The sequence below is a fragment of the Nannocystis pusilla genome, from assembly GCF_020073745.1.
Lineage (GTDB): Bacteria > Myxococcota_A > Polyangia > Nannocystales > Nannocystaceae > Nannocystis > Nannocystis radixulma.
The window spans coordinates 258,334-283,938 of the sequence record NZ_JAIRAU010000056.1; the positions used below are offsets into that span (position 1 = coordinate 258,334).

Below are 25,605 nucleotides of genomic sequence, written 5' to 3' on the forward strand. Positions count from 1 at the left end.
GCGACCGGCAGACGCCGCGCTCGCGGCCGCGGCGCGGGCTGCGAAGGTCGCGGGCCGCAGCGAACGGACGGCGCTCGTGGGGGGCTTCGAGGACAAGTGAGCCAGCGCGCGCGTTTGCGCGGCAGAGCCAGGCGCCGATTTGATATCTTCCGCCCGCTCATGACTGCCTCGACCCGCAAGCGCGACCCCTTCCACGCCAAGGACACGATGACCACGCCGATGGGCCCGCGCGCCGTCTACCGGCTCGACAAGCTGCGCGAGCTCGGAGCGGTCGACACGCTGCCCTACTGCATCAAGGTGTTGCTCGAGGCGTGCCTGCGCAACGTCGACGACTTCATCGTCACGCAGGACCACGTCAAGGCGCTGGCCTCTTACGACCCGAAGAAGGTCGGCGAGGTCGAGATCCCGTTCATGCCGGGGCGCGTGGTCCTGCAGGACTTCACGGGCGTGCCGGCGGTGGTCGACCTGGCGGCGATGCGCGAGGCGATCGTCAAGCTGACCGGCGACATGGGCAGCGCCGAGAAGGTCAACCCGCTGGTGCCGTGCGACCTGGTGATCGACCACTCGGTGCAGGTCGACGCGTTCGGCACGCCGCAGGCGCTGCGGATCAACAGCAAGCTCGAGTTCGAGCGCAACCTCGAGCGCTACCAGTTCTTGAAGTGGGGCCAGCGCGCGTTCAACAACTTCCGCGTGGTCCCGCCGGCGACCGGCATCGTCCACCAGGTCAACCTCGAGTACCTGGCCACGGTGGTGTGGGACGGCGCGGGCGAGCAGGCCGGCGCCATCTACCCCGACTCGCTGGTCGGCACCGACAGCCACACGACGATGATCAACGGGCTCGGCATCGTCGGCTGGGGCGTCGGCGGCATCGAGGCCGAGGCGGTCATGCTCGGCCAGCCGATCTACATGCTCATCCCCGAGGTCGTCGGCGTGCGCCTGTCGGGCCAGCTGCCCGAGGGCTGCACCGGGACCGACCTGGTGCTGCGGGTGACGGAGCTCCTGCGCAAGCGCGGGGTGGTCGGCAAGTTCGTCGAGTTCTTCGGGTCCGGCCTCTCGCACATGCCGGTGTCGACGCGCGCGACGATCGCCAACATGGCGCCGGAGTACGGGGCGACGATCGGCTTCTTCCCGGTCGACGAGCAGACGATCGCGTACCTGCGCCTGTCGGGCCGCGACTCGGGCCTGTGCCAGCTGGTCGAGGACTACTCGAAGATGCAGGGCCTGTGGCGCGACGACGCCCGCGAGGTCCGCTACACCGAGGTGCTCGAGCTCGACCTCGGCAGCATCGAGCCGTCGCTGGCCGGGCCCAAGCGCCCGCAGGACCGCATCGCCCTCGGGTCGATGCAGAAGCAGTGGCGCGCCGACCTGACCGGCAAGACGTTCGCCCGCCCGGACGACGCGCCGGCGCAGGCGGTGGAGCACGACGGGCAGAAGTTCGCGGTCAAGGACGGCTCGGTGGTGATCGCGGCGATCACGAGCTGCACCAACACCTCGAACCCCGAGGTGATGATCGCGGCCGGCCTGGTCGCCCGCAAGGCGGCCGCCCGCGGGCTGACGCGCAAGCCGTGGGTCAAGACGTCGCTGGCGCCGGGCTCGAAGGTGGTGACCGAGTACTTCCGCGCCGCCGACCTGACGAAGGACCTCGACGCGATCGGCTTTAACCTGGTCGGCTACGGCTGCACGACGTGCATCGGCAACTCGGGCCCGCTGCCCGAGCCGATCTCGCAGGCGATCCAGCAGGGCGACCTGGTGGCGGCGTCGGTGCTGTCGGGCAACCGCAACTTCGAGGGCCGCATCAACCCCGACGTCAAGGCCAACTACCTCGCCTCGCCGCCGCTGGTGGTCGCCTACGCGATCGCGGGCAGCGTCGACATCAACCTGCAGAACGACCCGATCGCCACCGACCGCGACGGCAAGGACGTCTACCTGCGCGACATCTGGCCGACGCAGGCCGAGGTCCAGGCGCTCATCGACGAGTGCGTCACGCGCGAGCAGTTCATCGTGCAGTACTCCGACGTGTTCAAGGGCTCGGAGGAGTGGCAGGCGATCGCCGACGTGCAGAGCCAGCTGTACGCGTGGGACGAGGCCAGCACGTACATCCAGAACCCGCCGTTCTTCGCCGACCTCACCCGCGAGGTGCGGCCGATCCGCCCGATCCACGGCGCCCGCGTGCTCGCGGCCCTCGCCGACTCGGTGACGACCGACCACATCTCGCCCGCGGGCTCGATCAAGCGCGACTCGCCGGCCGGCAAGTTCCTGATCTCGCGCGGCGTGACGCCGGAGATGTTCAACCAGTACGGGGCGCGCCGCGGCAACGACCGGGTGATGACCCGCGGCACCTTCGCCAACACGCGGATCCGCAACGCGCTGGTCGAGCTGCAGCAGCCGGGCGGCAAGGAGGGCGGCTACACCGTCGACTTCCTCGACGGCCAGGTGAAGTTCATCTACGACGCGGCGGTGCACTACCAGCAGGCGGGCGTGCCGCTGGTGGTGCTCGCGGGCAAGGACTACGGCATGGGCAGCTCGCGCGACTGGGCGGCCAAGGGCACGTTCCTGCTCGGGGTGAAGGCGGTCATCGCCGAGAGCTTCGAGCGCATCCACCGCTCGAACCTGGTCGGGATGGGCGTGCTGCCGCTGCAGTTCAAGGCCGGTGACTCGCGGACGTCGCTCGGACTCCGCGGCGACGAGGTGTTCGACATCGCCGTCGACGACGACGTGCGGCCGCTGCAGGAGATCCAGGTGACGGCCCGGAACGCCGCCACGGGCGCCGTGGTCCGTGAATTCGCCGCGATCGCCCGGCTCGATACGCCGGTCGAGGTCGAGTACTACCGCAACGGCGGCATCCTCCACACGGTGCTGCGCAAGATGGCGGGCTGAGGCGCGGAGCCCCGAGGCCGCGCGCGGCGACCGGCGGACGCGCGTCTTCGCGGCCGCCCGGGGAGCGGTCGGGCTGCAGGAGCCGCCTGCGGGCGCAGGCGCGCCGTCACGGACGGTATGTCCTATGAGACATGTCTGAAGGGATACGGCCTTCGAGACATGTCCAATAAGTCATGAGCCCTGCGGCCCGTCGTCGGCGCTGTCGAGCCGCTTGCCGTCGAGCTCGACGGACTGACGGTCGAGCTCGCGCTGCACGGTCTGCTTCGCGGCGCGGGTGCGTCCGTGGCGGGCCCGATTGGCCTCGGCCTTCTGCTCCTTCTCGGCGCGGGCCTTCGCTTTACGATAACGATTCAGATTGATCACATCGCCCATCGGTAGGCCACCACAGTAGCGAGGCCGCGATCGGGACGCCAGCAGGGTCTCTCTCAGCGCCTCGGGCGCCGCGCTGCAACGGCGTGAGCGCGCGAGGAGAACCCATTACGCGGCGCGTCGTGGGGGCGCCGGGACCGTCGCGTATCGCTGCACACGAACGGTGATTCGTCGCTGGTGCCAGCGCGATGTCAGAACGCAGCGGACATCGCAGCGTCGGCGTATGCGGTGGGCGGCAGCTACGCCGTGATTCGGCCCGCGCGAGGAGGTGGTGAGCAGACCGAGACGACTCGGCCCGCGAAGGTGGTGAGCGAATCGAGACGACCCGGGCTCGCGATGTGGTGAGCGAACCGAGGTGACTCGAGCCCCCGCGAAGGCGGTGAGCGGACCCAAGCGACTCGGGCCCGCACACGAGGTGGCGGGCCCGAGAGCGGAGCGACGGTCGCGGGGATCAGCGGCGGAACTGCCAGGTCCGCACGCTGCCGGCAGTGTCGCCGTCCCAGTGGTCGGGGTGCGGGACGAGGGCCAGGAACACGCGCCCGGTGCAGCGCGCGGCCGCGGGCTCGAGGGTCCGCAGCAGCTCGGCCGGGTCGGGCACGGTGGCGGCGACGAACAGCTTGTGACGCGCCGAGCCGAGGACCAGCTTGTTGAAGTCGTGCACGCCGTCGCGCGGGTCGAGGGCGAGCTGGCACTCGACCTGCCACAGCACCTCGGTGAGGTACCAGTACTCGCCGATCTGCACGCTGCGCGCGACGGTGATGTCGTGCAGCAGCTCGCCGGTGCCGAGGCGGTCGCGCGCGCCGTCGTGGTAGCGACTCAGCGCGTCGACATCTCCGCCCTCGTGCTGTCGCAACGCGTCGGCGAGCGCGAGGACGAGGTGGCGGCCGCGGGCCCGATGACGCTCCTTTCGGGTCGTCTCGGCGGTCGGGTGGGCCTGCGCAGCGCGCAGCGCCCCTTCGACCAGCGCGTGCAATTCACTGAGTTCGTGAGACGGCGCGTCGGACAGTGCCAAGGTCGTCTGAGGATGCCGGAGCCGACGGGCGTCGACAATCACCCGTGTTCGCGCGCGCCGGCGCGCCGGCGCTCAGGTGGACCGGGCGCACATGGCGTCCAGCCGCCGCTGCATCTCCGCCGCCGAGACGTCTTCGACCTGGCTCTGGACGTTCCAGCGGTGGCCGAACGGGTCGGTGAGGCGGGCCGCACGACAACCGTAGAACTCGACTTCGATCGGCCGCTCGAGCCGGGCCCCGGCGGCGACGGCCCGGGCGGCGACGGCGTCGACATCCTCGACGTACACGGTGAGGGTGTGGGAGATGCGGTCCGAAGTGGGCGCGAGGAAGCCGAGCGACGGGTACTCGCTGGCGACGGAGATGTGGCCCCCGAACAGCGACAACTCGGCGTGGGCGACCCGTCCGTCGGGTTCGTGCAGGCGCAAGATCTCCTCGGCGCCGAAGGCCTTCGCGTAGAAATCGAGCGCGGCGGCGCCGTCGCGGACGACGAGGTTGGGGATCACGCGCGGGCCGGGGGGGATCGGGCTGGGCTTGGTGGTCATGGCTGCTCCTTGCCCGCCCAACCTAATCGCCCGCTCGAGGGTCGGTCTTGAACAAATTTTACCTGCCGTCGGCGCGCTCAGGCGAACAGGACGTCGCCGAGGAGCGGCCGGGCGCTGGTCGGGGTGACGCCGGTGAAGCTGCGGATCTCGCGGGTCAGGTGGGCCTGATCGGCGAACCCGAATTCGGCCGCGAGCTCGGCCCAGGTGGCCGGCGGACCCGACCTGAGGCGGCGGACCAGGTGGTCGAAGCGGACCAGCCGCGCCAGCAACTTCGGCGGCACGCCGACGCGATCGCGGAACAGCGCGATCAAGTGCTTGCCGCTGTAGCCGAGCTCGCCGGCGAGGCGGCCGATGTCGACCGCGCCGGCGCTGGCCTCGATCCTCCGGCAGGCCCACGCGACGGTGTTCACCTCGACGCGCGCCTCGGCCAGCCGCGCGGCGATGAAACTTTCGACCATGTCGAAACGGTCATCCCACTCGGCCAGCCCGGCGAGGCGCCCGGCCAGGCCCCGGTGGGCGCGCGGCAGCAGGTCGTCGAGGTGGACGATGCGCCCGGCCAGCTCGGACAGGGCCACGCCGAACAACAGGCGCGCGCCGATCGGCGTCAGGTTGAGCTGGATCCCGCGCTGTGAGCCGTCGTGGCCGGTGTCGCTCCAGCGGTCGTGCAGGCCGGCGACGAACCCTCCCGCGTAGGTCGAGGCGACCCCGGCGTCGTCGTGGACGCGGATCGGCGGGCCGAACTCGATAATGACGACCACCTGCGGCAGCGGGAACTGCCGCTGCAGGCGGGGCAGCGCCGACGCCTCGCTGTAGCCGAGCAGGCCGCGCACGTGCGCCCGCAGGCCGGCGGGCAGCTCGCGCGTGGCGACCTCCCACCGGCTGTCGCCCGCCTCGCTGCGGGTGACGCGGGCGCGGCGGTGCGGGGCAAGCATCGGCTGTCCTTCAGGTCAGCAGGGACAGCGGGCTCTCGAGCAGCTTGCGCAGCGTCTGCAGGTACTTGGCCGACTCGGCGCCGTCGAACACGCGGTGGTCGCTGCACAGCGTGACCCGCATGCGCTTGCGCGCGACGAGCTTGCCGTCCTCGACGACGGCCTCGTCCTGGACCGCGCCGACGGCCAGGATCGCGGCCTCGCCCGGGTTGACGATCGCGCAGAACTCCTCGATGCCGAACATGCCGAGGTTCGACACGGTGAAGGTGCTGCCGGTCAGCTCCTCCGGCTTGAGCGTCTTCTCCTTGGCGCGCGTGCCGAGGTCGCGGACGTCGATCGAGATCTGCTTGAGCGTCTTCTGGTCGGCGAAGCGGACCGGCGGGACGATGAGGCCGTCGTCGAGCGCGACCGCGACGCCGACGTGGACGTCGCCGCGCTCGACGATGCCGTTGTCGGTGTAGTAGGCGTTGACCCGCGGGTGCTTGCGCAGCGCGCGGGCGGCCGCGAGGATCACGAGGTCGTTGAGGCTCGCCTTGGTGCCGTCGACCGAGAGGTTGAACTCGGCCCGCAGCGCGACCGCCCTGTCCATGACGATCGGCATGGTCAGGTAGATATGCGGGATCTCCCGCTTCGCCTGGCCCATGCGCTTGGCGATCGTCTTGCGCATCTGCGACAGCTTGACCGTGCGGTCGGGCCGCGAGACGTACGGCCGGCCGTACTCGTCGACCTCGGCCGCGGGCGTGCCGGCGGACGAGCTGAAGGCCGGGGCGTGCTCCGCGGGACCGACGGGTCCGCGCGCGACCGGGCGGGCCGTCGGGCCCTTGGCGATCGCCTGCTCGACGTCGGACTTGACGACCCGACCGTGCGGGCCGGAGCCCTGGATCTGGCCGAGGTCGAGGTCGTGCTCGCGGGCCAGCCGGCGGGCGACCGGGGAGGCGGGGATCCGGCCGCGATCGACCTGTCCTTCGGGACCTGTCGCCGGGGCGCTGGCCTTCGGGACAGTTGATTCGTCGCCGGTCGCGGACGCCTCGGCGGCGGCGGCGGCGGCCTTGACCTCGTCCTTGCTCTCCGGCTGGGGCTCGGGGGCGACCGGCTTGGCCGGCGCGGGCTCGGCCTTGGCCGGCGCCGCGGGCTCGGCCTTGGCCGGCGCGCCGGCGGCGTCGGGGTCCTCGCCGGGCTGGCCGAACACGGCGATCGGGGCGCCGACGGGCATCGCCTCGCCCTCGGGGGCGACCAGCTTGAGGACGGTGCCGGCGTCGAAGGACTCGAACTCCATCGTCGCCTTGTCGGTCTCGATGTCGGCGATGACCTGGCCGCGCTTGACCTTGTCGCCGACCTTGATCCGCCACTTGGCGATCACGCCCTCTTCCATCGTGTCGCTGAGGCGGGGAAGTGTGACCACGGTTGCCATGGGGGTCTGTCTCCTTGACCAGGTGCGCCGCTCAGCGCTTGTACGCGACGCGCCGGATGGCCGCGAGGGCGCGCTCGGGGGAGGGGAGGATCAGGTTCTCGAGGTTCTCCGCGTACGGCATCGGCAGGTCCTCGTAGCAGACGCGCAGGACCGGGGCGTCGAGGTCGTCGAACGCCAGCTCCTGGATGCGGGCGACGATGTCGCCGCCGACGCCGCCGGTGGGCCAGCCGTGGTAGACGACGACGGCGCGGTTGGTCTTCTTGACGGAGGCGATGATCGCGGCCTCGTCCATCGGCCGGATCGAGCGCAGGTCGATGACCTCGCACGAGAGGTCCTCGGCGGCGGCCAGCTCGGCGGCCTTGAGCGCGACCGGCACGCCCTGGCCCCACGTGATCACGGTGACGGCGTCGCCCTTGCGCTTGATGTCGGCCTGGCCGAACGGGATGAGGTACTCCTCCTCGGGCACCTCGCCCTTGACCGAGTACATCAGCTCGCTCTCGAGGAAGAGCACCGGGTTGTCGTCGCGGATCGCCGTCTTCAGCAGGCCCTTGGCGTCGTAGGGCGTGGCGACGGCGATGACCTTGAGCCCGGGGATGTGGGCGTAGAAGTGCTCGAACGCCTGGCTGTGCGTCGAACCGAGCATGTGCGCGGCCGCGTTGGGCCCGCGGAACACCATCGGCACGCCGAACTGGCCGTGCGTCATGTGGCGGATCTTCGACGCGTTGTTCAGGATCTGGTCGAACGCGACCGCCGAGAAGTTGAAGGTCATGAACTCGACGATCGGTCGCAGGCCGCACATCGCGGCGCCGATGCCGATGCCGGCGAAGCCGGTCTCGGTGATCGGGGTGTCGATCACGCGCTTGGCCCCGAACTGGTCGAGCAGGCCCTCGCTGCACTTGTAAGCGCCGTTGTAGTAGCCGACCTCTTCGCCCATGAGGAAGACGCGCTCGTCGCGCTCCATCTCTTCCTTCATCGCGTCGCGGATCGCCTGGCGGATCTGCAGAATCGGCATCGTCTTACTCCACTCCCGCGGGCCGCGTCGTCGCGCTGTCGCCGTAGTAGGGGCCCTCGGCCATCACGTTCTCGAACCGCGCCTCGGGCGGCGGCGGCGGCGCCTTGTCGGCGAACTCGTAGGCGGCGTCCATCTCGGCGACGATCGCCTCGTCGATGCCGTCGAGGTCCTGCTCGGGGACCTGATAGATCGTCTTGAGCGCCACCAAGGTGCGCTCGAGCGGGTCGTTGAGGCGCCAGCGATCGACCTCCTCCTTCTGCCGGTACTTGGCCGGGTCGCTCATGCTGTGGCCGCGGAAGCGGTAGGTGATGAGCTCGATCAGGGTGGGCCGGCCCTCCTTGCGCGCGCGGTCGACGGCCTCGGCGAGGCGGCGGCGGGTCTCCTGCACGCTGGTGACGTGGAAGCGGTCGCTGGCGAAGCCGTAGCCGGCGGCGCGAGACGTGATGTCCTCGACCGGCAAGGTGCGCTTGAGCGGGGTGCCCATCGAGTACTGGTTGTTCTCGACCACGAAGACGATCGGCAGCTTCATGATGCCGGCCATCGTCATGCCCTCGTGCACGGGGCCGATGCCGACGGCGCCGTCGCCCATGAAGCACAGCGTGACCGCGCCGTCGCCGGTGTACTGCGAGGCGAACGCGTGGCCGGCAGCCACCGGAATGTGGTTGCCGACGATCGCGTAGCCGCCCCACAGGCCGCGCTTCTTGTCGAAGAAGTGCATCGACCCGCCGATGCCGCCGACCAGGCCGGCGGCCTTGCCGAACAGCTCGGCGGCGCAGGCGTTGGGCTCGGAGCCGAGGGCGATGGCGAAGCCGTGGGTGCGGTAGGCCGAGACGACGCGGTCGCCCGGCTGCATCACCTGCTTGGTGGCGATGGCGATCGCCTCCTGACCGATGTAGAGGTGGAGGAAGCCGCTGATCTTGCCGCGCGTGTAGGCGCGGGCGGCCGCCTCCTCGAAGCGGCGGATCCGCAGCATCTCGCGGTAGTCTCGCAGGACATCTTCACGGCTCTGGCCTTCGTAGTCGGCGCGGAGCTTGGCCTCGTACGCGGGGTCCAGGGCGGTCTCCGCGGCGGCGTCTGGTGCGGCTTCTGATTGATTCATGGCAACCCTTCTCGCGGGCGCGGGGAGGGTACCACCGGCGACGGAGCGGTGAAAGCGGGCGAGATCTGTCGAGCCCGGCGCGTGGGCGCGTGCCGACGCGAAGGCGGGTGCACGGCAAAGCTCACTCGCGGGCGGGGGACGGCGACGGGCGGGCGAGCGCGCACGACGGCGCGCGTGCTGCGTCGGTCCGCTCCGCGCGGGCTTGCGGTATACCTCGCGGGCATGACGAGCCCCGCCGCGCGCCCCGAACTCCCCGCTCCGAACGCCATCGCCGAACGGATCCTCGGCGGCGAGTGGGACGCGCTCGACGCCGCGACTCTGGTCCGTTACCTGAGCGGTGAGGGCGAGCTCGGCGACCTGATGGCCGCGGCCGACCGCCTGCGCCGCGCTCGCTTCGGCGACGAGGTCCACCTGTGCTCGATCGTCAACGCGAAGATGGGCGGCTGCCCGGAGGACTGCGGCTTCTGTGCGCAGTCGAAGCACTTCACCACCCACATCAAGGCCGACAAGTTCCTCGGCCACGCCGACATGGTCGCGGCCAGCCGCAAGGCGCAGGGCCAGGGCGCGACGGCGCTCGGGCTGGTGACCGCGACGCGTGGCTACGAGGACGGCTCGAAGGGCCTGAAGCACATGATCGAGGGCGTCCGCCAGGTGCGCGCGGCGGGTCACACCGAGGCGCACGCGTCGCTCGGGATCGTCAGCAAGGAGGCGCTCCGCGAGCTGCGCGACGCCGGCATGACCGAGTTCAACCACAACCTCGAGTCGGGCCGCAGCTACTACGAGAAGGTCGTCACGACCCACTCGTACGACGATCGCCTGAACACGATCCGCGCGGCCAAGGAGCTCGGGCTGCGCACTTGCGTGGGCGGGATCTTCGGCATGGGCGAGCAGCCGGAGCACCGCGCCGAGCTGGCGATGGAGCTGCGCGGGCTCGACGTCGACGAGGTGCCGATCAACTTCCTCGTCAGCATCGAGGGCACCAACCTGCAGCACGTCGACCCGCTGCCGCCGCGCGAGATGCTGCGCATCATCGCCTGCTTCCGCCTGGCCCTGCCGCGGCAGAACATCTTCATCGCCGCCGGCCGCCAGCACCTCGGGCAGCTGCAGCCGATGATCTTCGCCGCCGGCGCGTCGGGCATGATGATCGGCGACTTCCTGACCACGCCGAACCGCTCGACTCAGGACGACCTCGACATGCTCGAGCAGCTCGGCCTGCGCGGGCGCGTGTGCGCCACCGGCGAGGCCCCGGCGCCGCGGCCGGAGATGGCCCCACGCGTCGAGCGGCGCGCGGGCGCGACCCACCTGCCGGTGCTGGCGTGAGCGGGCGCGCGGCGGCGCGAGGCGGGCCCGCGTCGCGGTGAGCGGTGGAGCACACGACGCGGCCTCGTGGCGCAGATCTCGGCGGGCCGAGGGGCCGCGGCCTCGGCGAGCCGGCGACGAATTGGCGTCGCGACGGGTTCTCGCAGAAAAATGGCGGGGCACCGCCGCATGAGCCCGACGATCTCCAGCTTCGCCTCGCTCGCCCCGCTCGTCGCGCTCGTCGGCGCGGCGCCGGTGGACGTGCTCGGGCCGTGGACGCCCGCCCCGGCCGAGGACGTTCGCGTCGAGGCCGAGCCGCCGCAGACCGATGCGCCGGTGATCGAAAATGCGGCGGTCGTGCCGGCGATCCGCAAGCCCACGGCCGACGACGAGCGCGTCGAGCCGGGGACGGACGTCGCGTCGGTCGACAACCCCGGGGTCGCCGTCGGCGAGCCGATGGACCCGCACCTGCCCGGCTTCAAGCCGTGGGAGGTCGGCGGCTTCATCGACGTCAACTACGGCTACAACAGCAACAACCCCGACAACCACGTGAACCGCGGCACCAGCGTGCAGCCGCGCACCGGCGAGTTCACGCTGAACCAGGCCGTCGCGTACATCCGCCGCGGTCCGATCCCCGGTCAATTCTCGCCGCTGTTCGAGTTCGCGGCCCAGGGCGGTCCGGCCGCCGACGCGCTGGTGGCCTACGAGCCGAACCCGGGCGGCGCCAACGGCAAGTTCGCCGGGCCCGAGGTGTGGAAGCACCTCTCGCGCGCCAACATCGGCTTCCGCACTCGCCACGGCACGGAGATGGTGGTCGGCCTGCAACTGAGCCCGGTCGGCATCGGCATCCACTGGTCGCCGTACAACTGGAACTACACGGTGACGTGGCAGCTCAACAGCGTGCCGTATTACCTGTCGGGGCTGAAGCTGGCGCAGACGATCCGCGACAGGCACCAGGTGCTGCTGTGGGTGGTGAACGGCTGGCAGCTGCTGGCCGACAACAACAAGGCGCCGAGCGTCATGCTCGGCTACACGTTCACCGCCAGCGAGAGGTTCAACCTCGCCGAGTACGTGTGGATCGGGCCCGAGCAGGCCGACATGCGGCCGCGCGCGTGGCGGCTGTTCTCGGACTCGCAGGCGGTCTACAACACCGAGCGCTTCGGCGTCGGCGCGCTGTTCGACGTCGGCGCCGACCCGCGCACCGACCTGCCGCTGTCGCCGTGGCAGATGTGGATGAACGGGGCGGTGTTCACCCGCTGGCGCGTGCTCGGCAAGCTGCGCACGTGGGACATGGCGCTGCGCCCCGAGTTCTTCTGGGACCGCGACGGCCGCATGTTCGGCGTGCCGCAGACGCTGATCTCGGCGGCGTTCACCAACAACTTCCGCGTGTTCGACGACCTGCTGGTGCGCCTCGAGTACCGCTACGATCACTCGACCAGCGCGAACGGGTTCTTCTACCGCGGGCCGGCGATCGTCGACGGCGGGCCCGGCCTCGCCCGTGATCAGCACACCGTGTTCTTCGCGGTCGCCGGTGTGTTGGCGCACCGCTTCGGCGGCAAGCGAGGTTGACGCCGGCGCGCGTGCGATCGCCGCCGTGACGCCGGTCCGCCGTCGCCGCCGACGCGTTCGACCGCGCTGTCGACGTCGACTATCCTCTGCGCCGATGGACGCTCCCACGCTCGCTGCCCCGGTCGATCCGTCCGCGCTCGCGCAGGTGCTGCGGCCCTTCGGCGAGAGCGAGGGCCTGCCGCGCGAGGCCTACGTGTCGCCCGCCGTGCATCAGTGGGAGCTCGGCGCGTTCCTCGACGACGCGTGGGTGTGCGTCGGCCGGGCCCAGGCGCTCGACCAGGTCGGCGCGCAGCGGGCGATCCGCGCCGGGCGCGAGGGCGTGCTGCTCGTGCGCGACCAGTCCGGCGAGATCCGCGGGTTCTACAACGTGTGCCGCCATCGCGCGCACGAGCTGGTGCAGGTCGGCGACTGCGTGCGCGGCAGGCAGATCCGCTGCCCCTATCACGGCTGGGTCTACGAGCTCGACGGTGCGCTGCGCGGGCAGCGTCGCGAGCTCGAGCCGCGCGGGTTGGTGCCGGTGCGCGTCGAGATCTGGCGCGGCTTCGTGTTCGTCAACCTCTCGGGCACGGCGATCCCGTTGAAGGAGTGGCTCGGCGACCTCGACGCGCTGACCGCCGCGCACGACCTCGAGTCGCTGCAGATCGCGGCGACCCACAGCTACGAGCTGGTGGCCAACTGGAAGCTGGTCGTCGAGAACTACCACGAGTGCTACCACTGCCCGCTGATCCACCCGCAGCTGTGCAAGGTCAGCCCGCCCAACAGCGGCCAGAACTACTCCGGCGCGGGGGCGTGGATCGGCGGGCCGATGGAGCTGATGCCCCACGTCGAGACGATGTCGTTCGACGGCAAGAGCGTCGGCGCGCCGCTGCCCAGGCTGTCGCCGGCGCAGCGGCGCAGCGTGTTTTATTACGGGGTCGGCGCCAACCTGCTGATCAGCCTCCACCCCGACTACGTGCTGACGCACCGGCTCGAACCACTCGCGCCCGACCGCACCCGCGTCGAGTGCCAGTGGCTGTTCCACCCCGACGCGATCGCGGCGCCCGCATTCTCGCCGGCCTATGCGGTGGACTTTTGGGACATGACCAATCGGCAAGATTGGCGCGCGGTCGAGAGCGTGCACCGCGGGGTGTCGTCCCGCGGCTTCCGCCCCGGCGTGTTCGCGTCGCGCGAGCAGGCGGTCTACGAGTTCGTGACCCGCGTGGCCCGCGGCTACCGCGACGGCGGCTGGGCCCAGCCGCCGCGCGGCCCCGCGTCCACGAGCCCCGGCTGCCCGGCGGACTGCCCGAGCGCGCCGTGAGCGGTCACGGGGCGACGTCGGTCGCGGTGCCGGCGAGGAGGTCGGCGACCCATTCGCGCAGCAGGACGCCGTCGGTCTCGGCGGTGTAGAAGCTCGGGGTCAGCCAGGTGTGCTGCGTGCCGGACAGGTAGAAGCTGCCCCAGGTGCCGGGCGGCTCGCTCAGAAAGTCGTCGCGCAAGTCGACGAGGCCGTCGGCGAACATCATGCCGCTCATCTGGCCCCCGGCGCAGTCGTTGAGGCCGAAGCCGAAGAAGTAGCGGATCGATTCGTCCTGCAGCGACGAGACGATGCCGAGGCGCTGATCGTGGTGCTTGTCGCCGAGGTAGTGGAGGACGTTGGCGAGCCCGCCGCCGTCGGGGTTGAAGCAGTCGGTGCAATCGGCGGGCAGGGTCTCATCGAGGTTCCACAGGTCGCGCCAGTGCTGCTGCAGGCAGGGCGCGAGGTACTCGTCGGACATGACGGGGCCGGAGTCGTCGAGGAGGGTGACGGGGCGGTCGGGGAAGGCGTCGGCGATCCGGTCGTAGTTGAAGGCCGAGCCGAAGCCGCCGGCGCTCTCGCCGGCGACGAGGACCTGATCGGCGCTGTCGAGGAAGGTCGGGACGACGCGGTTCAGGTAGGCGGTGACGTTGTCGTAGCCGACGAATTGCTGCGGCTGGGCGATGCCCGGGACCTCCGCGTCGGGCTGGGCTCCGGCGTGGACGTCGCCGGTGCAGTAGGGCACGAACACGAAGCTCCAGTCGCCGACGGGGTTGTCGGCCTGGTCCTTGTCGAAGATGCCCTTGCTGCCGCTGTTCTGGACGAAGTTGTCGTAGCTCGCCATGCCGAAGCTGGCGCCGTTCTGGTTGCAAGTGGCGGCGTTGAAGCAGGCGCCGCCGCTCTGGAAGTAGACGACGAGGCCAGACCCGGAGCCGTAGCGCACGGCGAGGCCGGTGCTGCTGCCGCCGCGGCACTGCGAGTCGGGGAACGGCACCCACTGCCACTCGCCGACCGGGGCGTCCGGCAGCGGCTCGCCGTTCCACGGCGAGGGCTCGCCGGTGGTGCTCGTGTCGGTGTCGGTGTCGCCGGTGGTCGAGGTCGAGGTGGTCGAGGTGGTCGAGGTGGTCGAGGTGGTGTCGACGCCCTCGGTGGTGGTGTCGGTGGTCGAGGTCGAGGTGGTGGTGTCGACGCCCTCGGTGGTGGTGGGGCCGGTGGTCGTGGTGGTGTCGGCGCTGGTCGAGGTCGAGTCGACCGTTCCGGTCGTCGAGGTGCCCGTCGTCGGCGCGTCGGTGGTGGGCGCGTCGGTGGTGGGACCGCCGGTGCTCGTCGTGGTCGAGGTGTCGCTCGCCATCTCGGTCTCGGTGGCGGCGCCGCCAGGGTCCTGGCAGGCGAGCAGCGCGAAACAGGCGGTCGAGACGAGTGAAGCGGTGCGAATCATCGCGCCAATCTATGCGAACCATCGCGGCCGCCGCATGCGGGATCGCCGGGGTCGGCCGTGACGAGGTTGTCGCCGCGGTGAACGTGATTGTGGTCGCCAGCAGACAGCGGGCGGCGGAGCCCGGGGGCGAGTGTCCTTCGGGACATGTGATGATCGACGGTGAGCGAGCGGGTGGCCGCGCGGCCGTCGGTCGGGGATGCGCCGAGGGCAAGTCGCGGCCGCGGGCGATGGCGCCCGACGCCTCGCAGGCCGCCGATGACGCGAGCTAGGTCGCGTTCGCCTCGCGCGGGCGCAGGAACGCCGGCACCGGCTTGCCGTGGCGGGCGAGCTGCTCGGCGTAGAGCCGGCGCTCGACGGCCAGGGCGGCGGCGACGCTCGGACGCGCTTGCAGCCGCTGGGCGTAGGCGGCCAGGGACGGCCACTTCTTCAGATCGATGGGGGTCGCGATCGTCCACGTCAGCACGGTGACGAGGTAGGCGTCGGCGACGCTGAAGCGGTCGAGCAGGAACTCGCGCCCGTCGAGGTAGCGCGCCAGGTAGTCGAGGCGAGCGGCGCCCTTGGCGATCGCGTAGCTGCGGGCCTCCGCGGGCGCCTTCTCGTCGAACAGGACGGCGAACAGGCCCTTGTGCAGCTCGGTGCCGACGAAGCACAGCCACTGCTGCAGGCGCGCCCGCTCGAGGCCGTCCCGCGGGGCCAGCTCGGCGGCGGGCAGGCGGTCGGCGACGTACTGGAGCACGGCCGCGTTCTCGGTCACCAGCTGACCGTCGTCGGTGCGCAGCGCGGGGACGAGCCCGAGCGGGTGGATCTCGCGGTAGTCGGCGCCGTCGCTGGTGCGCTTGGTGACGGGGTCGACCTCGACGTAGTTCACCGGCGCGCCAGCCTCGAGGAGGGCGATGCGCGTGGCCAGGGAGCAGGAGAGGGGGGAGCCGTAGAGCTGCATGGCGGGCAGGATGCGCCGCGGCGGTGGATGCGTCCAACGCATCATTGGTATAGAATCGATGCGTGGGACACATTGCCAGCATTCCCCGCCCGCGCCTCGAGCTCCGCGACCTGCAGGTGGTCCTCGCCGTGGCCGCGGCGGGCACCACGGCCGCGGCCGCGTCGACGCTGCACCTGTCGCAGCCGGCGGTCAGCCGGGCGCTGCTGGCCGCGGAGGAGCGGCTGGGCGCGCGCCTGTTCGACCGCTCGCCGCGCGGCCTGCAGGCGACATCGGCCGGCGAGCAGCTGGTGGCCGGGGCGACGCGGCTGCTGGCGGAGCTGGTGGAGATCGAGCGCCGCGCGCGGGCACCCGTGGCCCGGCCGACGCGGGTGCGCCTGGTGTGCGAGTGCTACACGGCCTATCACTGGTTGCCGACGGCGCTGGCCGAGCTGCGGACGGGCCTGCCGAACCTCGATCTGGTGCTCGCGGTCGAACACACGCGCTCGCCGGTCGAGGCGCTGGTGGCCGGCGCGATCGACATCGCGCTGCTGACCACCGGCGAGGTGCCGCCCGGCGAGCTGGCGACGCAGCCGCTGTTCGCCGACGAGATCGTGTTCGTCGTGTCGCCGGCGCACGAGCTGGCGAAGAAGCCGACGCTGACGCGCGACGATCTGCGCAAGGCCCGGCTGATCACCGGCGAGACGCCGGAGGCGGAGACGCGGTGGTTCGTGACGCGGGTGTTCGGTCGCGGGCCGCGGCCGGGGCGCGCGCAGCGGCTGCCGCTCACCGAGGCGATCCTCGACGTCGCGCGCGCGGGCATGGGCGTGGCGGTGCTGTCGGAGTGGATGGCCGGGCCGCACCTGGGGCGCGGCGATCTGCTGGTGAAGCGGTTGTCGTCCGGTCCGCTGCGGCGCCCGTGGCGGCTGGCGTGGCGGCGCGAGGCCGAGGAGCCGGCGCGCGTGTTGCTGGCGGCGTTGAAGTCGGCCGCGCCGGCGCCGATGATCACGGGCAAGCGCTGACGGTCGGCGCGACGTCGCGGTAGGCCGACCACATGGCGGCGACGAATTCGTTGCTGGCGCCGCCGCCACCCTCGACGTCGCCGGCGACCCAGCGATCGACGTAGTCGAAGAACGGGTCGTGGGCCCAGGCCGCGCGCAGGTCCATGGCGTGGATGGCGAGCGCCTCGCCGACCCAGGTGTGCGAGGTACAACAATTGCGGTAGTCGCTGCAGCCGTCGGCCAGGCCGGCGGGGTCGCGGCAGTCCTTCGCCCCGTTCTCGCAGTCGCCGCCGTACTCGCAGCCGTTGTCGAAGTAGCAGTCGTTGCACGCGCGACCCCACAGCGCCTGGCCGCCCTCGCCGTGGTAGGTCATCTCGTCCTCGTTGCCGATGTCGGCGCCGGGGCTGGCCATGGCGGCGTCGCCGAGCAGGCCGCCGGCGAACACGATCGGGAACTTGCGCCCGTTGGAGTGGCCGCCGTTGGCGTCCCAGTTGCCGCCGGCCTGCAGCACGCCGTAGTTGTCGATCCCGAGCTGCACCAGCCGGTGCGCCAGCGCTTCCTGCTCGGGCGTGTCGAGCAGCACGTAGCTGGCCAGCGTCGCCACGATGTCGCCGACCTCGCGGCCGTAGCAGTACATGTTGAGCGTCGCGCAGCCGTGCTGGATCTCCCACGTGCGCAGGTGATCGATCCACGGGCGCTCGACGTGGCGCAGCAGCGCACTCGGGTCGGGCGTGTCGCCGGGCGCGGCCAGCTTCGGCAGCGCGCTCCAGCAGATGTCGCCGGCGCGGTGGATCGGCTTGTCGGCGCCGGCGTAGGGCGGGCGGAACGCGTCGGCCGGCTGCGGCGCGGGGACGACGGTGAGGATCGCCTGGGTGGCGATCGGGCCGCGCTGGCAGTCGCCGTCGTAGGTGTGCCAGCCGTCGGAGCCGCCCTGATCGCACTCGGGCTCGTCGGGGTGGCTGATCGCCGACACCAGCGAGTGCGTGCCCTCGACCGCGAGCGGGAAGCTGACGCGCAGGCCGTCGCCGTGGTTGCCGGCGCGGCTGTCGTAGTCCTGCGAACCGACGGGGTCGAGCATCGAGCCGTTGCGGCCCTCGGCCGGCGCGGGGTCGACGGAGACGATCGTGACGGGGCCGACGACCCACCAGTCGCCGGTGACGAACTGGCCGACCTGGCGCGGCGCGTCGAAGGTCCAGGTGATGCCGTACTGACTGACCGACATCTGCAGGTTCGGCGGCTCGCCGGTGGTGGTGTCGGGCTCGCCGGTGCTGCTGGTGGTCGGCGCGGGCTCGCCGGTGGTCGGCGAGGGTTCGCTCGTGGTGGGGGTGGTCGAGCTGGTGCTGGTGGTCTCGCTCGTGCTCGTCGTGGTCTCGGCGGTCGTCGTGGCGTCGGCGGTCGTCGCACCCGTGTCGCCGGAGCCGCCGCCGCAGGCGGGAGCGAGCGAACAGGCGAGGGTCCACGTGACGAATTTCGAGCGGTGCATGCGACGAGTATAAAAAAGTCCGGGGGGCGATCGGCCGCGCGCGGCGGTGCGATCGCGCGACGGCGAGGTGCCGCCATCGCGGAGAGAGCCGGGGGTCTGGCTGCCCCAAATCTGCGGGGGCGGCTCGGTCGTTCGCGGATGAGATGTCCCGGGGGACATCTTGAAAAGATGCTCCGAAGGACAGGTCGTCAGCGGGGCAGGTCGAACGCGAGCACGCCGTCGCCGGCGTCGCCGTGGCAGCGGGTGCAGGCGTGGGGGTCGCCGGAGTAGACGACCTCGCCGGAGGTCTCGTACTCGGCGAAGAACCACGCGTCGCCGCGCTTCTGCATGGCGACGACGATGTGGGGCTCGCCGGCCATGAAGCCGTCCTTGACGATGATCGAGCCGTCGGGCCAGGCGGTCCGCGGCGCGCCGGCGAGCGCGTCGACGACGACTTCGTTGATGAAGATCTCGACCTCGTCGCCGTGGACGGTCGCGCTCGGCGTGCGGCCCTCGTAGCCGGGAGCGCGGGCCCATCCGTGGTAGTCGGCGGCCTGCAGCTCGTCCCATAGCGCCTCGGCGCTGTCGGGGTTCTGGTTGCTGCAGGCGGCCAGGGCGAGGAGGGGCGCGAGGAGCAGGCGGGGCACGGAGCGACTACGCGGCGGGCCCGCCGAGGTTACGCGTCGCGCGGCGGGGGCAGGCCGGCGAGCGCCTCGCCGAGGCGCTGGAGGCCGTCGCGCAGGCTCTCGTCGGCGGCGGCGTAGGACAGCCGCAGGTGGCCGGGGGCCCCGAACGCGGTGCCGGGCACGGTGCCGACCAGCTTCTGCTCCAAGAGCCATGTCGCAAAGGCAATGTCGTCGGCGAATTGGGTGCCGGGGCCGAGGTGGCGCGAGACGTCGCAGAACAGGTAGAAGGCGCCGTCGGGGGCGACGACGTCGAGGCCGGGGAGGGCCTGGAGGCCGGCGAGCACGAACTCGCGGCGGCGGGTGAAGGCGGCGTGCATGTCCCGCACGGCGGCCTCGCAGCTGGGGTCGGTGAGGGCGGCGAGGGCGGCGATCTGCGACGGCGTGGCGGCGCCGGAGGTGACGTGGCCCTGCAGGCGCGAGGCGGCGGCGACGACGTTGGCCGGCGCGAGCAGGAAGCCGATCCGGTAGCCGGTCATCGAGTAGCTCTTCGACACGCCGTCGGCGATGACGATCTGGTCGGTGACGTCGGCGAGGGTGGCGAACGCGCTGACGTGCTCGAAGCCGCCGTAGACGAGGCGGCGGTAGATGTCGTCGACGAGCAGCCAGCACCGCGGAGCGACGCGCGCCATGACCTCGCCGAGCTGGCGCAACAGCCCGGCGGGGTAGCCGGCGCCGGTCGGGTTGGTCGGGTTGCCGAGGATGATGAAGCGGGTGCGCTCGGTGAGCGCCGCGGCCAGCGCGTCGGGCTGCAGGCGCCAGCCGTCTTCGCGGCGCGTGGGCACGATCACCGGGACGCCGTCGCCGAGGCGCACCATGTCGGCGTACGAGACCCAGTACGGCGCGGGGATCACGACCTCGTCGCCGGGCGACAGCGTGACCATGAACAGGTTGGCGAGGCTGTGCTTGGCGCCGCACGACACCAGGATCTCGCCGCGGGTGATCGCGCGGCCGTGGTAGCGGGCGAACTCGGCGGCCGCGGCGTCGCGCAGCGCGGGCATGCCGGGCACCGGTGCGTAGTGCACCGGCCTGGTCTGCAGGTACTCGGTGACGGCCGCGGTGACGGCGGCGGGCGGGCGGAAGTCGGGCTCGCCGGCGCTGAAGTCGAGGACGGCCTTGCCCTGGGCCTTGAGCTCCTTGGCGCGCGCCGACATCGCCAGAGTGGGCGACTCGCTGAGCACCTGCGCTCGTGCATTGGTCTGTAGGTCGCGCCTCAACACTGCTCTCGGGCCCCCGTGGTCAAGGTGTGGCGGAGGAACTCGACCGCCGTCTGGCCGTAATGACGGGTCGTCTCGACGACCAGACCCGGCGGCCATGCGGGCGGCGTGCGGCCTCCAGCGCGGTCATATTCGCATACAAGGGCCGCGCTTTCAGCCAGCCAGCCGCGGGCCACCAGCGCGGGGAGTACGGCCGCAAGCACGGCCGCGGTGTCTTCGTAGGGCGGATCGACGAACACGAGGTCGTACGGACCGGCGAGGTCGGCCGCGTTCGCGCTCGCGGCGTCGCGGCGCAAGAACGTCGTCGCGTCGCCGTGCCACAAGCGCGCGCGATCGCCGAGCGCAAGCTCACGGATCTGGGCCTGTAGATGGCGCGCGACCGCAGAATTGCGCTCGACCAGCGTGGCCCGCGAGGCGCCGCGGCTGAGCGCCTCGAACGCGAGCGCGCCCGAGCCGGCGAACAGGTCGAGCACCACCGCGTCGCGCAGCTCGTGCTGCAGGCGGTCGAAGATCGCCTCGCGCACGCGCGCGCCGGTCGGGCGCAAGCCGGGCACAGTCGGCAACGACTTCAGCACGCGACCGCGCAGGCTCCCTCCGCTGATCCGCTGCACGCCCGGCGGTATAACCCGAGTCGCGCCGCGCGCCCAGTGCGGCGTGTCGACCTGTCCTCAGCGACAGGTGTAGATCACGCGGCGAGCGGCGCACGCAGCGCGGCGTCTTCGGCCTCGAGCCGGGCCCAGCCCGCGCGCAGGTGGCGGCGCCGGCGGACGGCGGCGATGAACACCAGCGGGAAGGCGAGCGCCATCGGCAGGCCGTCGCCGCTGACGATCGGGAACCACATGAAGCGACCGGTCAGGCCGGTGCGCCACTCGCCATCGAGCTCGGCGAGCGTGCGGCCGAAGCCGTTGACGAACGCGGCCTCGAAGTTCTTGCCCTGCTTGACCTGCGCCAGCGCCTGCCGCATGTCGGAGCCCTCGTCGTCGCGCCAGCGGAGGAAGTTGACGAAGTCGCGAGCCGCGGCGTAGCTCACGGTGGCCGTGATCGCGTCGGTGCTGCGGAAGTTCTGCTCGAGCTCGGGCAGGCGCGGCACGCCGGCCCCGAAGATCGCGCCCGCCAGCGTCTGGCTGCGCATCAGATCGATCTCCTCGCCGAAGCTCTCGGCCACGCCCTCGTGGAACCACCGCGGCAGCGGATTGCCGCCGGTGGCCCGGAACAGCGCGACGTGGGCCATCTCGTGGCGGAGCAGGCCGTCGAGGTCGGTGAGCGAGCCGTCGGGCGCGTGCGCTGCGATAGCGATCTCGCCGGTCGGCGGATGAGCGACGCCCGCGGCCCACTGCGGCATGCCGGTGCCCTCGGCGATCCGGCCCGAGTGGGCGACGAAGTGGATCGTCAGCGCGTCTTCGAGGTCGCCCGCGAGGGCGTGCTCGATCTCCGACCAGGCTCGCGGGATCTCGCGGGCCAGCGCGATCGCCTCGTCGTGCAGCCGCGGGTCGTAGCGGAGGTTGACGCGACCGACGTGGATCTCGCTGGTCGCGCTGCCCAGGGACCATCCGATCGGCTGGGCCACATCGGCCCGGGCCGCCCGCGGCGCCACGAACAGGACCAACAACGCCGCGAAGAGGAGGCCGAGCGCCGCGCGCCAGGGACGGGTCATGGACTGACTGTGAGCACGACGATCTCGCGGCGCAAGCTGGCCGCGACCACGACGCCGATCGCCACGCCGACGGCCAGGATCGCCCCGCCGACGATGAGACCCGTCCTCACCTTCGGGCCGAGCCGGGTCCGCCTCCGCTCCTTCGCGCCGTCGCGGACCAGCGCCTCGTGTTCGCTCCACAGCGCCGCCACCAGCTCGGGGTAGGACGCGGCGTCGGCCCCGCGGACGCCCAGCGGCCGATCGAGCCGGCAGTCGTGCGGCAGCAGCACCGGCTCGGCGCGGTCGGCGAGGTACTCGACGAGGATCACGAGGTCGTCCCGGCGCTCGCGGCACACCTGCTTGCCGTCGCCGACGCCGGCGCGGAGGCGGCGGACCTGGGTCGTGGGAGCCGCGGACGACCGCACGGCGCGCTCGAGCGCGTCGACCAGTTGGACCTCGGGCCGGGTCCCGGGCGCTGTCGGGCCGAGCCCGACAGCGACGGTGATCGCGCCCTCGGGCTGCTGCAGCGCCGCGCCCGGGGCGAGGTTGGGCGGCGGCGGCGGTGCTGGCCCTTCGGGCATGGTCGATGGAGCCTGTGCTTCAGGACCTGTGCTCACGGGCATGTCCGAAGGAGCAGGCTCCGAAGCGGCCGGCACGGGCACCTCGAGCGGCACGTCGGCGGCCCGCGGATCGGCGGCGCGCGCCGGCGCCGGCAGGGCCACGAGCCCCGCCAGCACGAGCGCGCCGCATCGCCGGGCCGTCCGCATGGGCGCCGGTTCTTGCGCGTCCGCGGCCGCGTGTCAACGGCGGCGAAGTCATGGCGGCGGCGGGAATGACTCGGCCGCTGCGATGGTTGTGCTGCTCCGCCGCGGCGCAGGCAGGCGAGCCGACAGCCGCTACGTCGCGGCGAGCGTCACGCGCGAGCGAGCGGCGTGCAGCGACGGCTGCGTCGCGCGACTGTCCATGCGGTGGGCCGCGATCGTCGCGATCCACGAGCGGCACGTCGCGACGCTCGCGCCGTCGTCGCACTCGCGGCTGGTGTCGCTGTCACACTTGCAGCGAGCGTCGCGGTCGAGCGAGCACGCGAAACCTGGTCATCGCCGACGGGACCGCGGGGCGGACGTCAGGGTCGTGCTCCGGCGTCGGCGAGTGCGGAGGCCGATGCCATCGCGAATGCGGACGATGGGGAGGATGCGGGGCGCCGAGAGCTGGATCGAAGGACCTGGTGGCGACAGGCCACGGTTCGGCCCGATCGGGCCATTCGGCCGCCGGACGGCGTATTGCCGGCGTTCTCGTGATTCGAGCCGGAGGTTTCACACCGGTGCATGGATGACATGAGAGAAAGGCCACTTGATCGTTGCTGGCGCTTTGGCGGTTATGGCATCCTCGCTGGCTGGACGGGGCACGCTCGCTGTCGCCCCTCCCAAAGGGGAACCCATGCGTGTGATGTCGAAGAGTTTGATCCCGTGTGCGCTCGTGAGTGTGCTCCTGTCGGCGTGCGGCGACGACGGCGGCAAGGCGACCGGCGCGACCAATCCGAGCACCAACAACACCACCGACGAGACGAGCGCCACATCGGAGGCCGACTCCGAGACGGGACCGTCGCAGCAGACGACGTCGGGGCCGACCGGGCCCGAGCCGACCACCACCGCGCCGGCCTCGACCAGCGACGGCACGACCACCGAGGCCTCGTTCATCACGCCGCCCGACGGCGGCGGCGGCGCCAAGGAGTGCGACCAGTGGACGCAAGACTGTCCCGAAGGACAGAAGTGCATGCCGTACTCGGGCGACGGCGACAACGCGTGGGAGTCGCTGAAGTGCACGCCGGTGATGGAGAACGCGGGCTCGGTGGGCGACCCGTGCACGGTCGAGGGCAGCGGCGTCAGCGGCATCGACAACTGTGGCAAGGGCTTGATGTGCTGGGACGTCACCGAGGGCGTCGGCGTCTGCGTGTCGCTGTGCATCGGTTCGCCCGACGCGCCCGACTGCGCCGAGCCGATGGCCTCGTGCCTGATCTCCAACGACGGCGTGCTGACCCTGTGCCTGCCGTTCTGCGACCCGCTGCTGCAGGATTGCCCGGGCGACGACCTGTGCATCCCCAACCCGCAGAGCCCCGACGCGTTCCTGTGCGTCCTCGACGCGTCGGGCGAGGAGGGCCAGGAGTTCGACGCGTGTGAGTACATCAACGCGTGCGACAAGGGCTTCACCTGCGCGAACCCGCAGGTCGCGCTCGAGTGCGACGCGATGGCGATCGGCTGCTGTGTCGCCTTCTGCGACATCACCGAAGCGGACGTGTGCAACGGACAGAACAGCGAGTGCATCGCCTGGTACGAGATGGGCCAGGCGCCGCCGGGGCTCGAGAACGTCGGCTACTGCGGCATCCCGCAGTGACGAGGTCCCGTCGCGCCGAGTTGCAGGACAGGGCCGTTCCTCGCGCGCTGCAGCGCGAGGGACGGCCCTTCCCATGCGGCCCCGCCTCGAGCCGGCGCGCTCGCCAGTCTCGGCCGGGAGCGAGCCAGCACAGCGCGCGACGGTGACTGCGGAGGGCGTGGGGAGCGGCAGGGACGCATGGGCGCCCCCTCGGCGGTCGTTACCCGCGCGCCCATCCTTTGGCGCTCGCCATCACTGTGGGCACGGCCTGCAGCGTCGCCACCGCGCGGCGGTCGCGCGAGCAGGTCCGACGGCCGGAGGGGGGCGGGATCGGGACCGAGATGGGGGGCATATCGACGTCATGGCCGCGGAGCGCTCGAGTCATCGATCAATTTGTCCGAGCGCGTCGGCGATGGCGGGGGCGGGAATGCAAGCTCGGGCCCGGCGATCGCCCGGGGACGCCGGGGCTGGCACACGGCCGTACCGGAGCGCGACTTCCGTAACGGAAACGGCGTCGAGCGGGCACGAGTCCGGGTGGAGGTAGACGTCTTGTCCTTCACCCCTCGCTTCGCCATCTCCGCCGCGCTCGCGCTGACCGCGTGCATCCCGTCGATCATCATCGGGGACGTCCCGCTGGACGAGCAGGCGTCCGACGCGGCCGCCACCACCCATACGACATCCAGCTCCGACGGCGTTCCCGGCAGCGGCTCGGGGACGTCCTCGGGGGAGACCACCGGGCTCGAATCGAGCGGTGGTTCCGGCGACAGCGATGCGACGTCGCTGGTGACGAGCGGCGGGCTGGTGGATTGCACGGCGTCGACCGACCCTGGCCCGGATCAGGACGGGGACGGTTACCCCGACGCCTGTGACAATTGCCCGGCAGTGCCCAACGCCGAGCCGGCGCAGGAGCTGCCGTGGGACAGCGATTATGACGAGGACGGCCTCGGCAACGCCTGCGATGATTGCCCGCAGAGCCCGGGCGTGGGGGCGGTGCCCGGCGAGAACTGCTGCGATCCGCGCTCCGACACCTGCACCAAGACCTTCCCCGGTTCGACGATCTCTTACTGGTGCCAGCCATTCCCGGGCGGCGAACGGTTCGGCTGCGACACAGGGATGTGCGTCGCGTCGTATCGCGAGGCGTGCCTCGGTTGTCCCGGTCCCTGCATTCCGGCCGGCGGGCTCGACTCGGCCCCGAGCTGCCCTGCGAACAGCAGCTGCGACTGCGACAAATGGAGCTGCCTCACCCGCTATTGCACCGTCGGCGACGATTCCCCGTGCCTGGACGGCAACGCCTGCATCCCGTGGTTCAAACCAGGCGAGGCGCCCGCGGGCCTCGAAGCGCTCGGGGTCTGCGCGCGCAAGGACCAGGGCCCGTGCGCGGGCAAGAGCGGCCGCGAGTGCGCGACGTGGACGAACTGGTACCTGTGAGCCACGCGCGCTCGCGGCGGGCGTGCGGGGGCGTGTTCAGTGCTGTCTTTGAGGACATGTGACGCAG

22 protein-coding genes are annotated in these 25,605 nt (G+C 71.7%); 7 read left to right on the forward strand and 15 right to left on the reverse strand.

Annotated features, from left to right (window positions below; all coding sequences use genetic code 11):
• Positions 1-159 precede the first annotated feature (159 nt).
• Entirely contained in the window at positions 160-2,877 is a 2,718-nt protein-coding gene (gene acnA, locus K7C98_RS38870) for an aconitate hydratase AcnA (protein WP_224196977.1), read from the forward strand.
• A gap of 171 nt (positions 2,878-3,048) precedes the next feature.
• Here acnA and K7C98_RS38875 read toward each other — a convergent pair whose 3' ends face one another.
• From K7C98_RS38875 to K7C98_RS38905, 7 genes are all read right to left on the reverse strand, one after another.
• The gene (locus K7C98_RS38875) at positions 3,049-3,249 is read right to left on the reverse strand and encodes a DUF4169 family protein (RefSeq protein WP_224196978.1); all 201 of its coding nucleotides are present in this window, start codon (positions 3,247-3,249) and stop codon (positions 3,049-3,051) included.
• A gap of 448 nt (positions 3,250-3,697) precedes the next feature.
• Entirely contained in the window at positions 3,698-4,258 is a 561-nt protein-coding gene (locus K7C98_RS38880; RefSeq protein WP_224196979.1) for a hypothetical protein, read from the reverse strand.
• Positions 4,259-4,330: 72 nt separating this feature from the next.
• A complete protein-coding gene (locus K7C98_RS38885) occupies positions 4,331-4,798 on the reverse strand; it encodes a VOC family protein (protein WP_224196980.1) in 468 nt (155 codons plus the stop codon).
• 77 nt (positions 4,799-4,875) lie between these two features.
• Positions 4,876-5,730, reverse strand: coding sequence for an AraC family transcriptional regulator (locus K7C98_RS38890; protein WP_224196981.1), 855 nt, complete (start codon positions 5,728-5,730; stop codon positions 4,876-4,878).
• A gap of 10 nt (positions 5,731-5,740) precedes the next feature.
• On the reverse strand, positions 5,741-7,138 hold the full coding sequence (locus K7C98_RS38895; protein ID WP_224196982.1) for a dihydrolipoamide acetyltransferase family protein: 1,398 nt from the start codon (positions 7,136-7,138) through the stop codon (positions 5,741-5,743).
• Between the two features lie 31 nt (positions 7,139-7,169).
• The gene (locus K7C98_RS38900) at positions 7,170-8,150 is read right to left on the reverse strand and encodes a pyruvate dehydrogenase complex E1 component subunit beta (RefSeq protein WP_224196983.1); all 981 of its coding nucleotides are present in this window, start codon (positions 8,148-8,150) and stop codon (positions 7,170-7,172) included.
• 4 nt (positions 8,151-8,154) lie between these two features.
• The gene (locus K7C98_RS38905; protein WP_224196984.1) at positions 8,155-9,249 is read right to left on the reverse strand and encodes a thiamine pyrophosphate-dependent dehydrogenase E1 component subunit alpha; all 1,095 of its coding nucleotides are present in this window, start codon (positions 9,247-9,249) and stop codon (positions 8,155-8,157) included.
• A gap of 222 nt (positions 9,250-9,471) precedes the next feature.
• Here K7C98_RS38905 and bioB point away from each other — a divergent pair, with 222 nt between their 5' ends.
• The 3 genes from bioB (at position 9,472) to K7C98_RS38920 (ending at position 13,414) form a co-directional block, all read left to right on the forward strand.
• Positions 9,472-10,569: a biotin synthase BioB gene (gene bioB / locus K7C98_RS38910; RefSeq protein ID WP_224196985.1), complete on the forward strand. Its 1,098-nt coding sequence runs from the start codon at positions 9,472-9,474 to the stop codon at positions 10,567-10,569.
• 168 nt (positions 10,570-10,737) lie between these two features.
• Positions 10,738-12,117 (forward strand): outer membrane beta-barrel protein, encoded by a 1,380-nt coding sequence (locus K7C98_RS38915; protein ID WP_224196986.1) that lies wholly within the window; start codon positions 10,738-10,740, stop codon positions 12,115-12,117.
• A 94-nt stretch (positions 12,118-12,211) separates the two neighbouring features.
• Positions 12,212-13,414: an aromatic ring-hydroxylating oxygenase subunit alpha gene (locus tag K7C98_RS38920; protein WP_224196987.1), complete on the forward strand. Its 1,203-nt coding sequence runs from the start codon at positions 12,212-12,214 to the stop codon at positions 13,412-13,414.
• A 4-nt stretch (positions 13,415-13,418) separates the two neighbouring features.
• Here the strand turns inward: K7C98_RS38920 and K7C98_RS38925 are convergent, their stop codons facing one another.
• Both K7C98_RS38925 and K7C98_RS38930 read right to left on the reverse strand, forming a co-directional pair.
• Positions 13,419-14,828, reverse strand: a complete 1,410-nt coding sequence (locus K7C98_RS38925; protein WP_224196988.1) for a pectinacetylesterase family protein — start codon at positions 14,826-14,828, stop codon at positions 13,419-13,421.
• A 265-nt stretch (positions 14,829-15,093) separates the two neighbouring features.
• On the reverse strand, positions 15,094-15,768 hold the full coding sequence (locus K7C98_RS38930; protein WP_224196989.1) for a glutathione S-transferase N-terminal domain-containing protein: 675 nt from the start codon (positions 15,766-15,768) through the stop codon (positions 15,094-15,096).
• Between the two features lie 62 nt (positions 15,769-15,830).
• Here K7C98_RS38930 and K7C98_RS38935 point away from each other — a divergent pair, with 62 nt between their 5' ends.
• On the forward strand, positions 15,831-16,766 hold the full coding sequence (locus K7C98_RS38935) for a LysR family transcriptional regulator (protein ID WP_224196990.1): 936 nt from the start codon (positions 15,831-15,833) through the stop codon (positions 16,764-16,766).
• Here K7C98_RS38935 and K7C98_RS38940 read toward each other — a convergent pair.
• The 6 genes from K7C98_RS38940 to K7C98_RS38965 all read right to left on the reverse strand — a co-directional run bounded on the left by K7C98_RS38940 (position 16,750) and on the right by K7C98_RS38965 (position 22,507).
• The gene (locus K7C98_RS38940; protein WP_224196991.1) at positions 16,750-18,228 is read right to left on the reverse strand and encodes a hypothetical protein; all 1,479 of its coding nucleotides are present in this window, start codon (positions 18,226-18,228) and stop codon (positions 16,750-16,752) included. The two genes, K7C98_RS38935 and K7C98_RS38940, sit on opposite strands and share 17 nt — an antisense overlap.
• A gap of 188 nt (positions 18,229-18,416) precedes the next feature.
• On the reverse strand, positions 18,417-18,854 hold the full coding sequence (locus K7C98_RS38945) for a hypothetical protein (protein ID WP_224196992.1): 438 nt from the start codon (positions 18,852-18,854) through the stop codon (positions 18,417-18,419).
• Positions 18,855-18,883: 29 nt separating this feature from the next.
• A complete protein-coding gene (locus K7C98_RS38950) occupies positions 18,884-20,071 on the reverse strand; it encodes a pyridoxal phosphate-dependent aminotransferase (protein ID WP_224196993.1) in 1,188 nt (395 codons plus the stop codon).
• A 32-nt stretch (positions 20,072-20,103) separates the two neighbouring features.
• On the reverse strand, positions 20,104-20,718 hold the full coding sequence (rsmD, locus tag K7C98_RS38955) for a 16S rRNA (guanine(966)-N(2))-methyltransferase RsmD (RefSeq protein WP_224196994.1): 615 nt from the start codon (positions 20,716-20,718) through the stop codon (positions 20,104-20,106).
• 74 nt (positions 20,719-20,792) lie between these two features.
• Complete coding sequence (locus K7C98_RS38960; RefSeq protein WP_224196995.1) at positions 20,793-21,761, reverse strand: hypothetical protein; 969 nt, start codon at positions 21,759-21,761, stop codon at positions 20,793-20,795.
• Positions 21,758-22,507 carry a hypothetical protein gene (locus tag K7C98_RS38965; RefSeq protein WP_224196996.1) on the reverse strand — a complete coding sequence of 250 codons (750 nt, stop codon included), beginning with the start codon at positions 22,505-22,507 and terminating at the stop codon, positions 21,758-21,760. Before K7C98_RS38965 ends, K7C98_RS38960 begins: the two co-directional genes overlap by 4 nt.
• 709 nt (positions 22,508-23,216) lie before the next feature.
• On the opposite strand from K7C98_RS38965, the gene K7C98_RS38970 reads away from it, so the two are divergent.
• Together K7C98_RS38970 and K7C98_RS38975 are read left to right on the forward strand one after the other, a co-directional pair.
• Positions 23,217-24,131, forward strand: a complete 915-nt coding sequence (locus tag K7C98_RS38970; RefSeq protein WP_224196997.1) for a ribulose phosphate epimerase — start codon at positions 23,217-23,219, stop codon at positions 24,129-24,131.
• A gap of 528 nt (positions 24,132-24,659) precedes the next feature.
• Entirely contained in the window at positions 24,660-25,538 is an 879-nt protein-coding gene (locus K7C98_RS38975; protein WP_224196998.1) for a thrombospondin type 3 repeat-containing protein, read from the forward strand.
• Positions 25,539-25,605: the final 67 nt, after the last annotated feature.

Excerpts from the sequence above, each read along its gene's own strand:
- bioB (WP_224196985.1), top strand. The coding sequence starts at position 9,472 with ATGACGAGCCCCGCCGCGCGCCCCGAACTCCCCGCTCCGAACGCCATC.
- K7C98_RS38920 (WP_224196987.1), top strand. The coding sequence starts at position 12,212 with ATGGACGCTCCCACGCTCGCTGCCCCGGTCGATCCGTCCGCGCTCGCG.
- K7C98_RS38890 (WP_224196981.1), bottom strand. The coding sequence starts at position 5,730 with ATGCTTGCCCCGCACCGCCGCGCCCGCGTCACCCGCAGCGAGGCGGGC.
- acnA (WP_224196977.1), top strand. The coding sequence starts at position 160 with ATGACTGCCTCGACCCGCAAGCGCGACCCCTTCCACGCCAAGGACACG.
- K7C98_RS38900 (WP_224196983.1), bottom strand. The coding sequence starts at position 8,150 with ATGCCGATTCTGCAGATCCGCCAGGCGATCCGCGACGCGATGAAGGAA.
- K7C98_RS38930 (WP_224196989.1), bottom strand. The coding sequence starts at position 15,768 with ATGCAGCTCTACGGCTCCCCCCTCTCCTGCTCCCTGGCCACGCGCATC.
- K7C98_RS38940 (WP_224196991.1), bottom strand. The coding sequence starts at position 18,228 with ATGCACCGCTCGAAATTCGTCACGTGGACCCTCGCCTGTTCGCTCGCT.
- K7C98_RS38915 (WP_224196986.1), top strand. The coding sequence starts at position 10,738 with ATGAGCCCGACGATCTCCAGCTTCGCCTCGCTCGCCCCGCTCGTCGCG.
- K7C98_RS38925 (WP_224196988.1), bottom strand. The coding sequence starts at position 14,828 with ATGATTCGCACCGCTTCACTCGTCTCGACCGCCTGTTTCGCGCTGCTC.
- K7C98_RS38875 (WP_224196978.1), bottom strand. The coding sequence starts at position 3,249 with ATGGGCGATGTGATCAATCTGAATCGTTATCGTAAAGCGAAGGCCCGC.
- K7C98_RS38960 (WP_224196995.1), bottom strand. The coding sequence starts at position 21,761 with ATGACCCGTCCCTGGCGCGCGGCGCTCGGCCTCCTCTTCGCGGCGTTG.
- K7C98_RS38895 (WP_224196982.1), bottom strand. The coding sequence starts at position 7,138 with ATGGCAACCGTGGTCACACTTCCCCGCCTCAGCGACACGATGGAAGAG.
- K7C98_RS38965 (WP_224196996.1), bottom strand. The coding sequence starts at position 22,507 with ATGCGGACGGCCCGGCGATGCGGCGCGCTCGTGCTGGCGGGGCTCGTG.
- K7C98_RS38885 (WP_224196980.1), bottom strand. The coding sequence starts at position 4,798 with ATGACCACCAAGCCCAGCCCGATCCCCCCCGGCCCGCGCGTGATCCCC.
- K7C98_RS38905 (WP_224196984.1), bottom strand. The coding sequence starts at position 9,249 with ATGAATCAATCAGAAGCCGCACCAGACGCCGCCGCGGAGACCGCCCTG.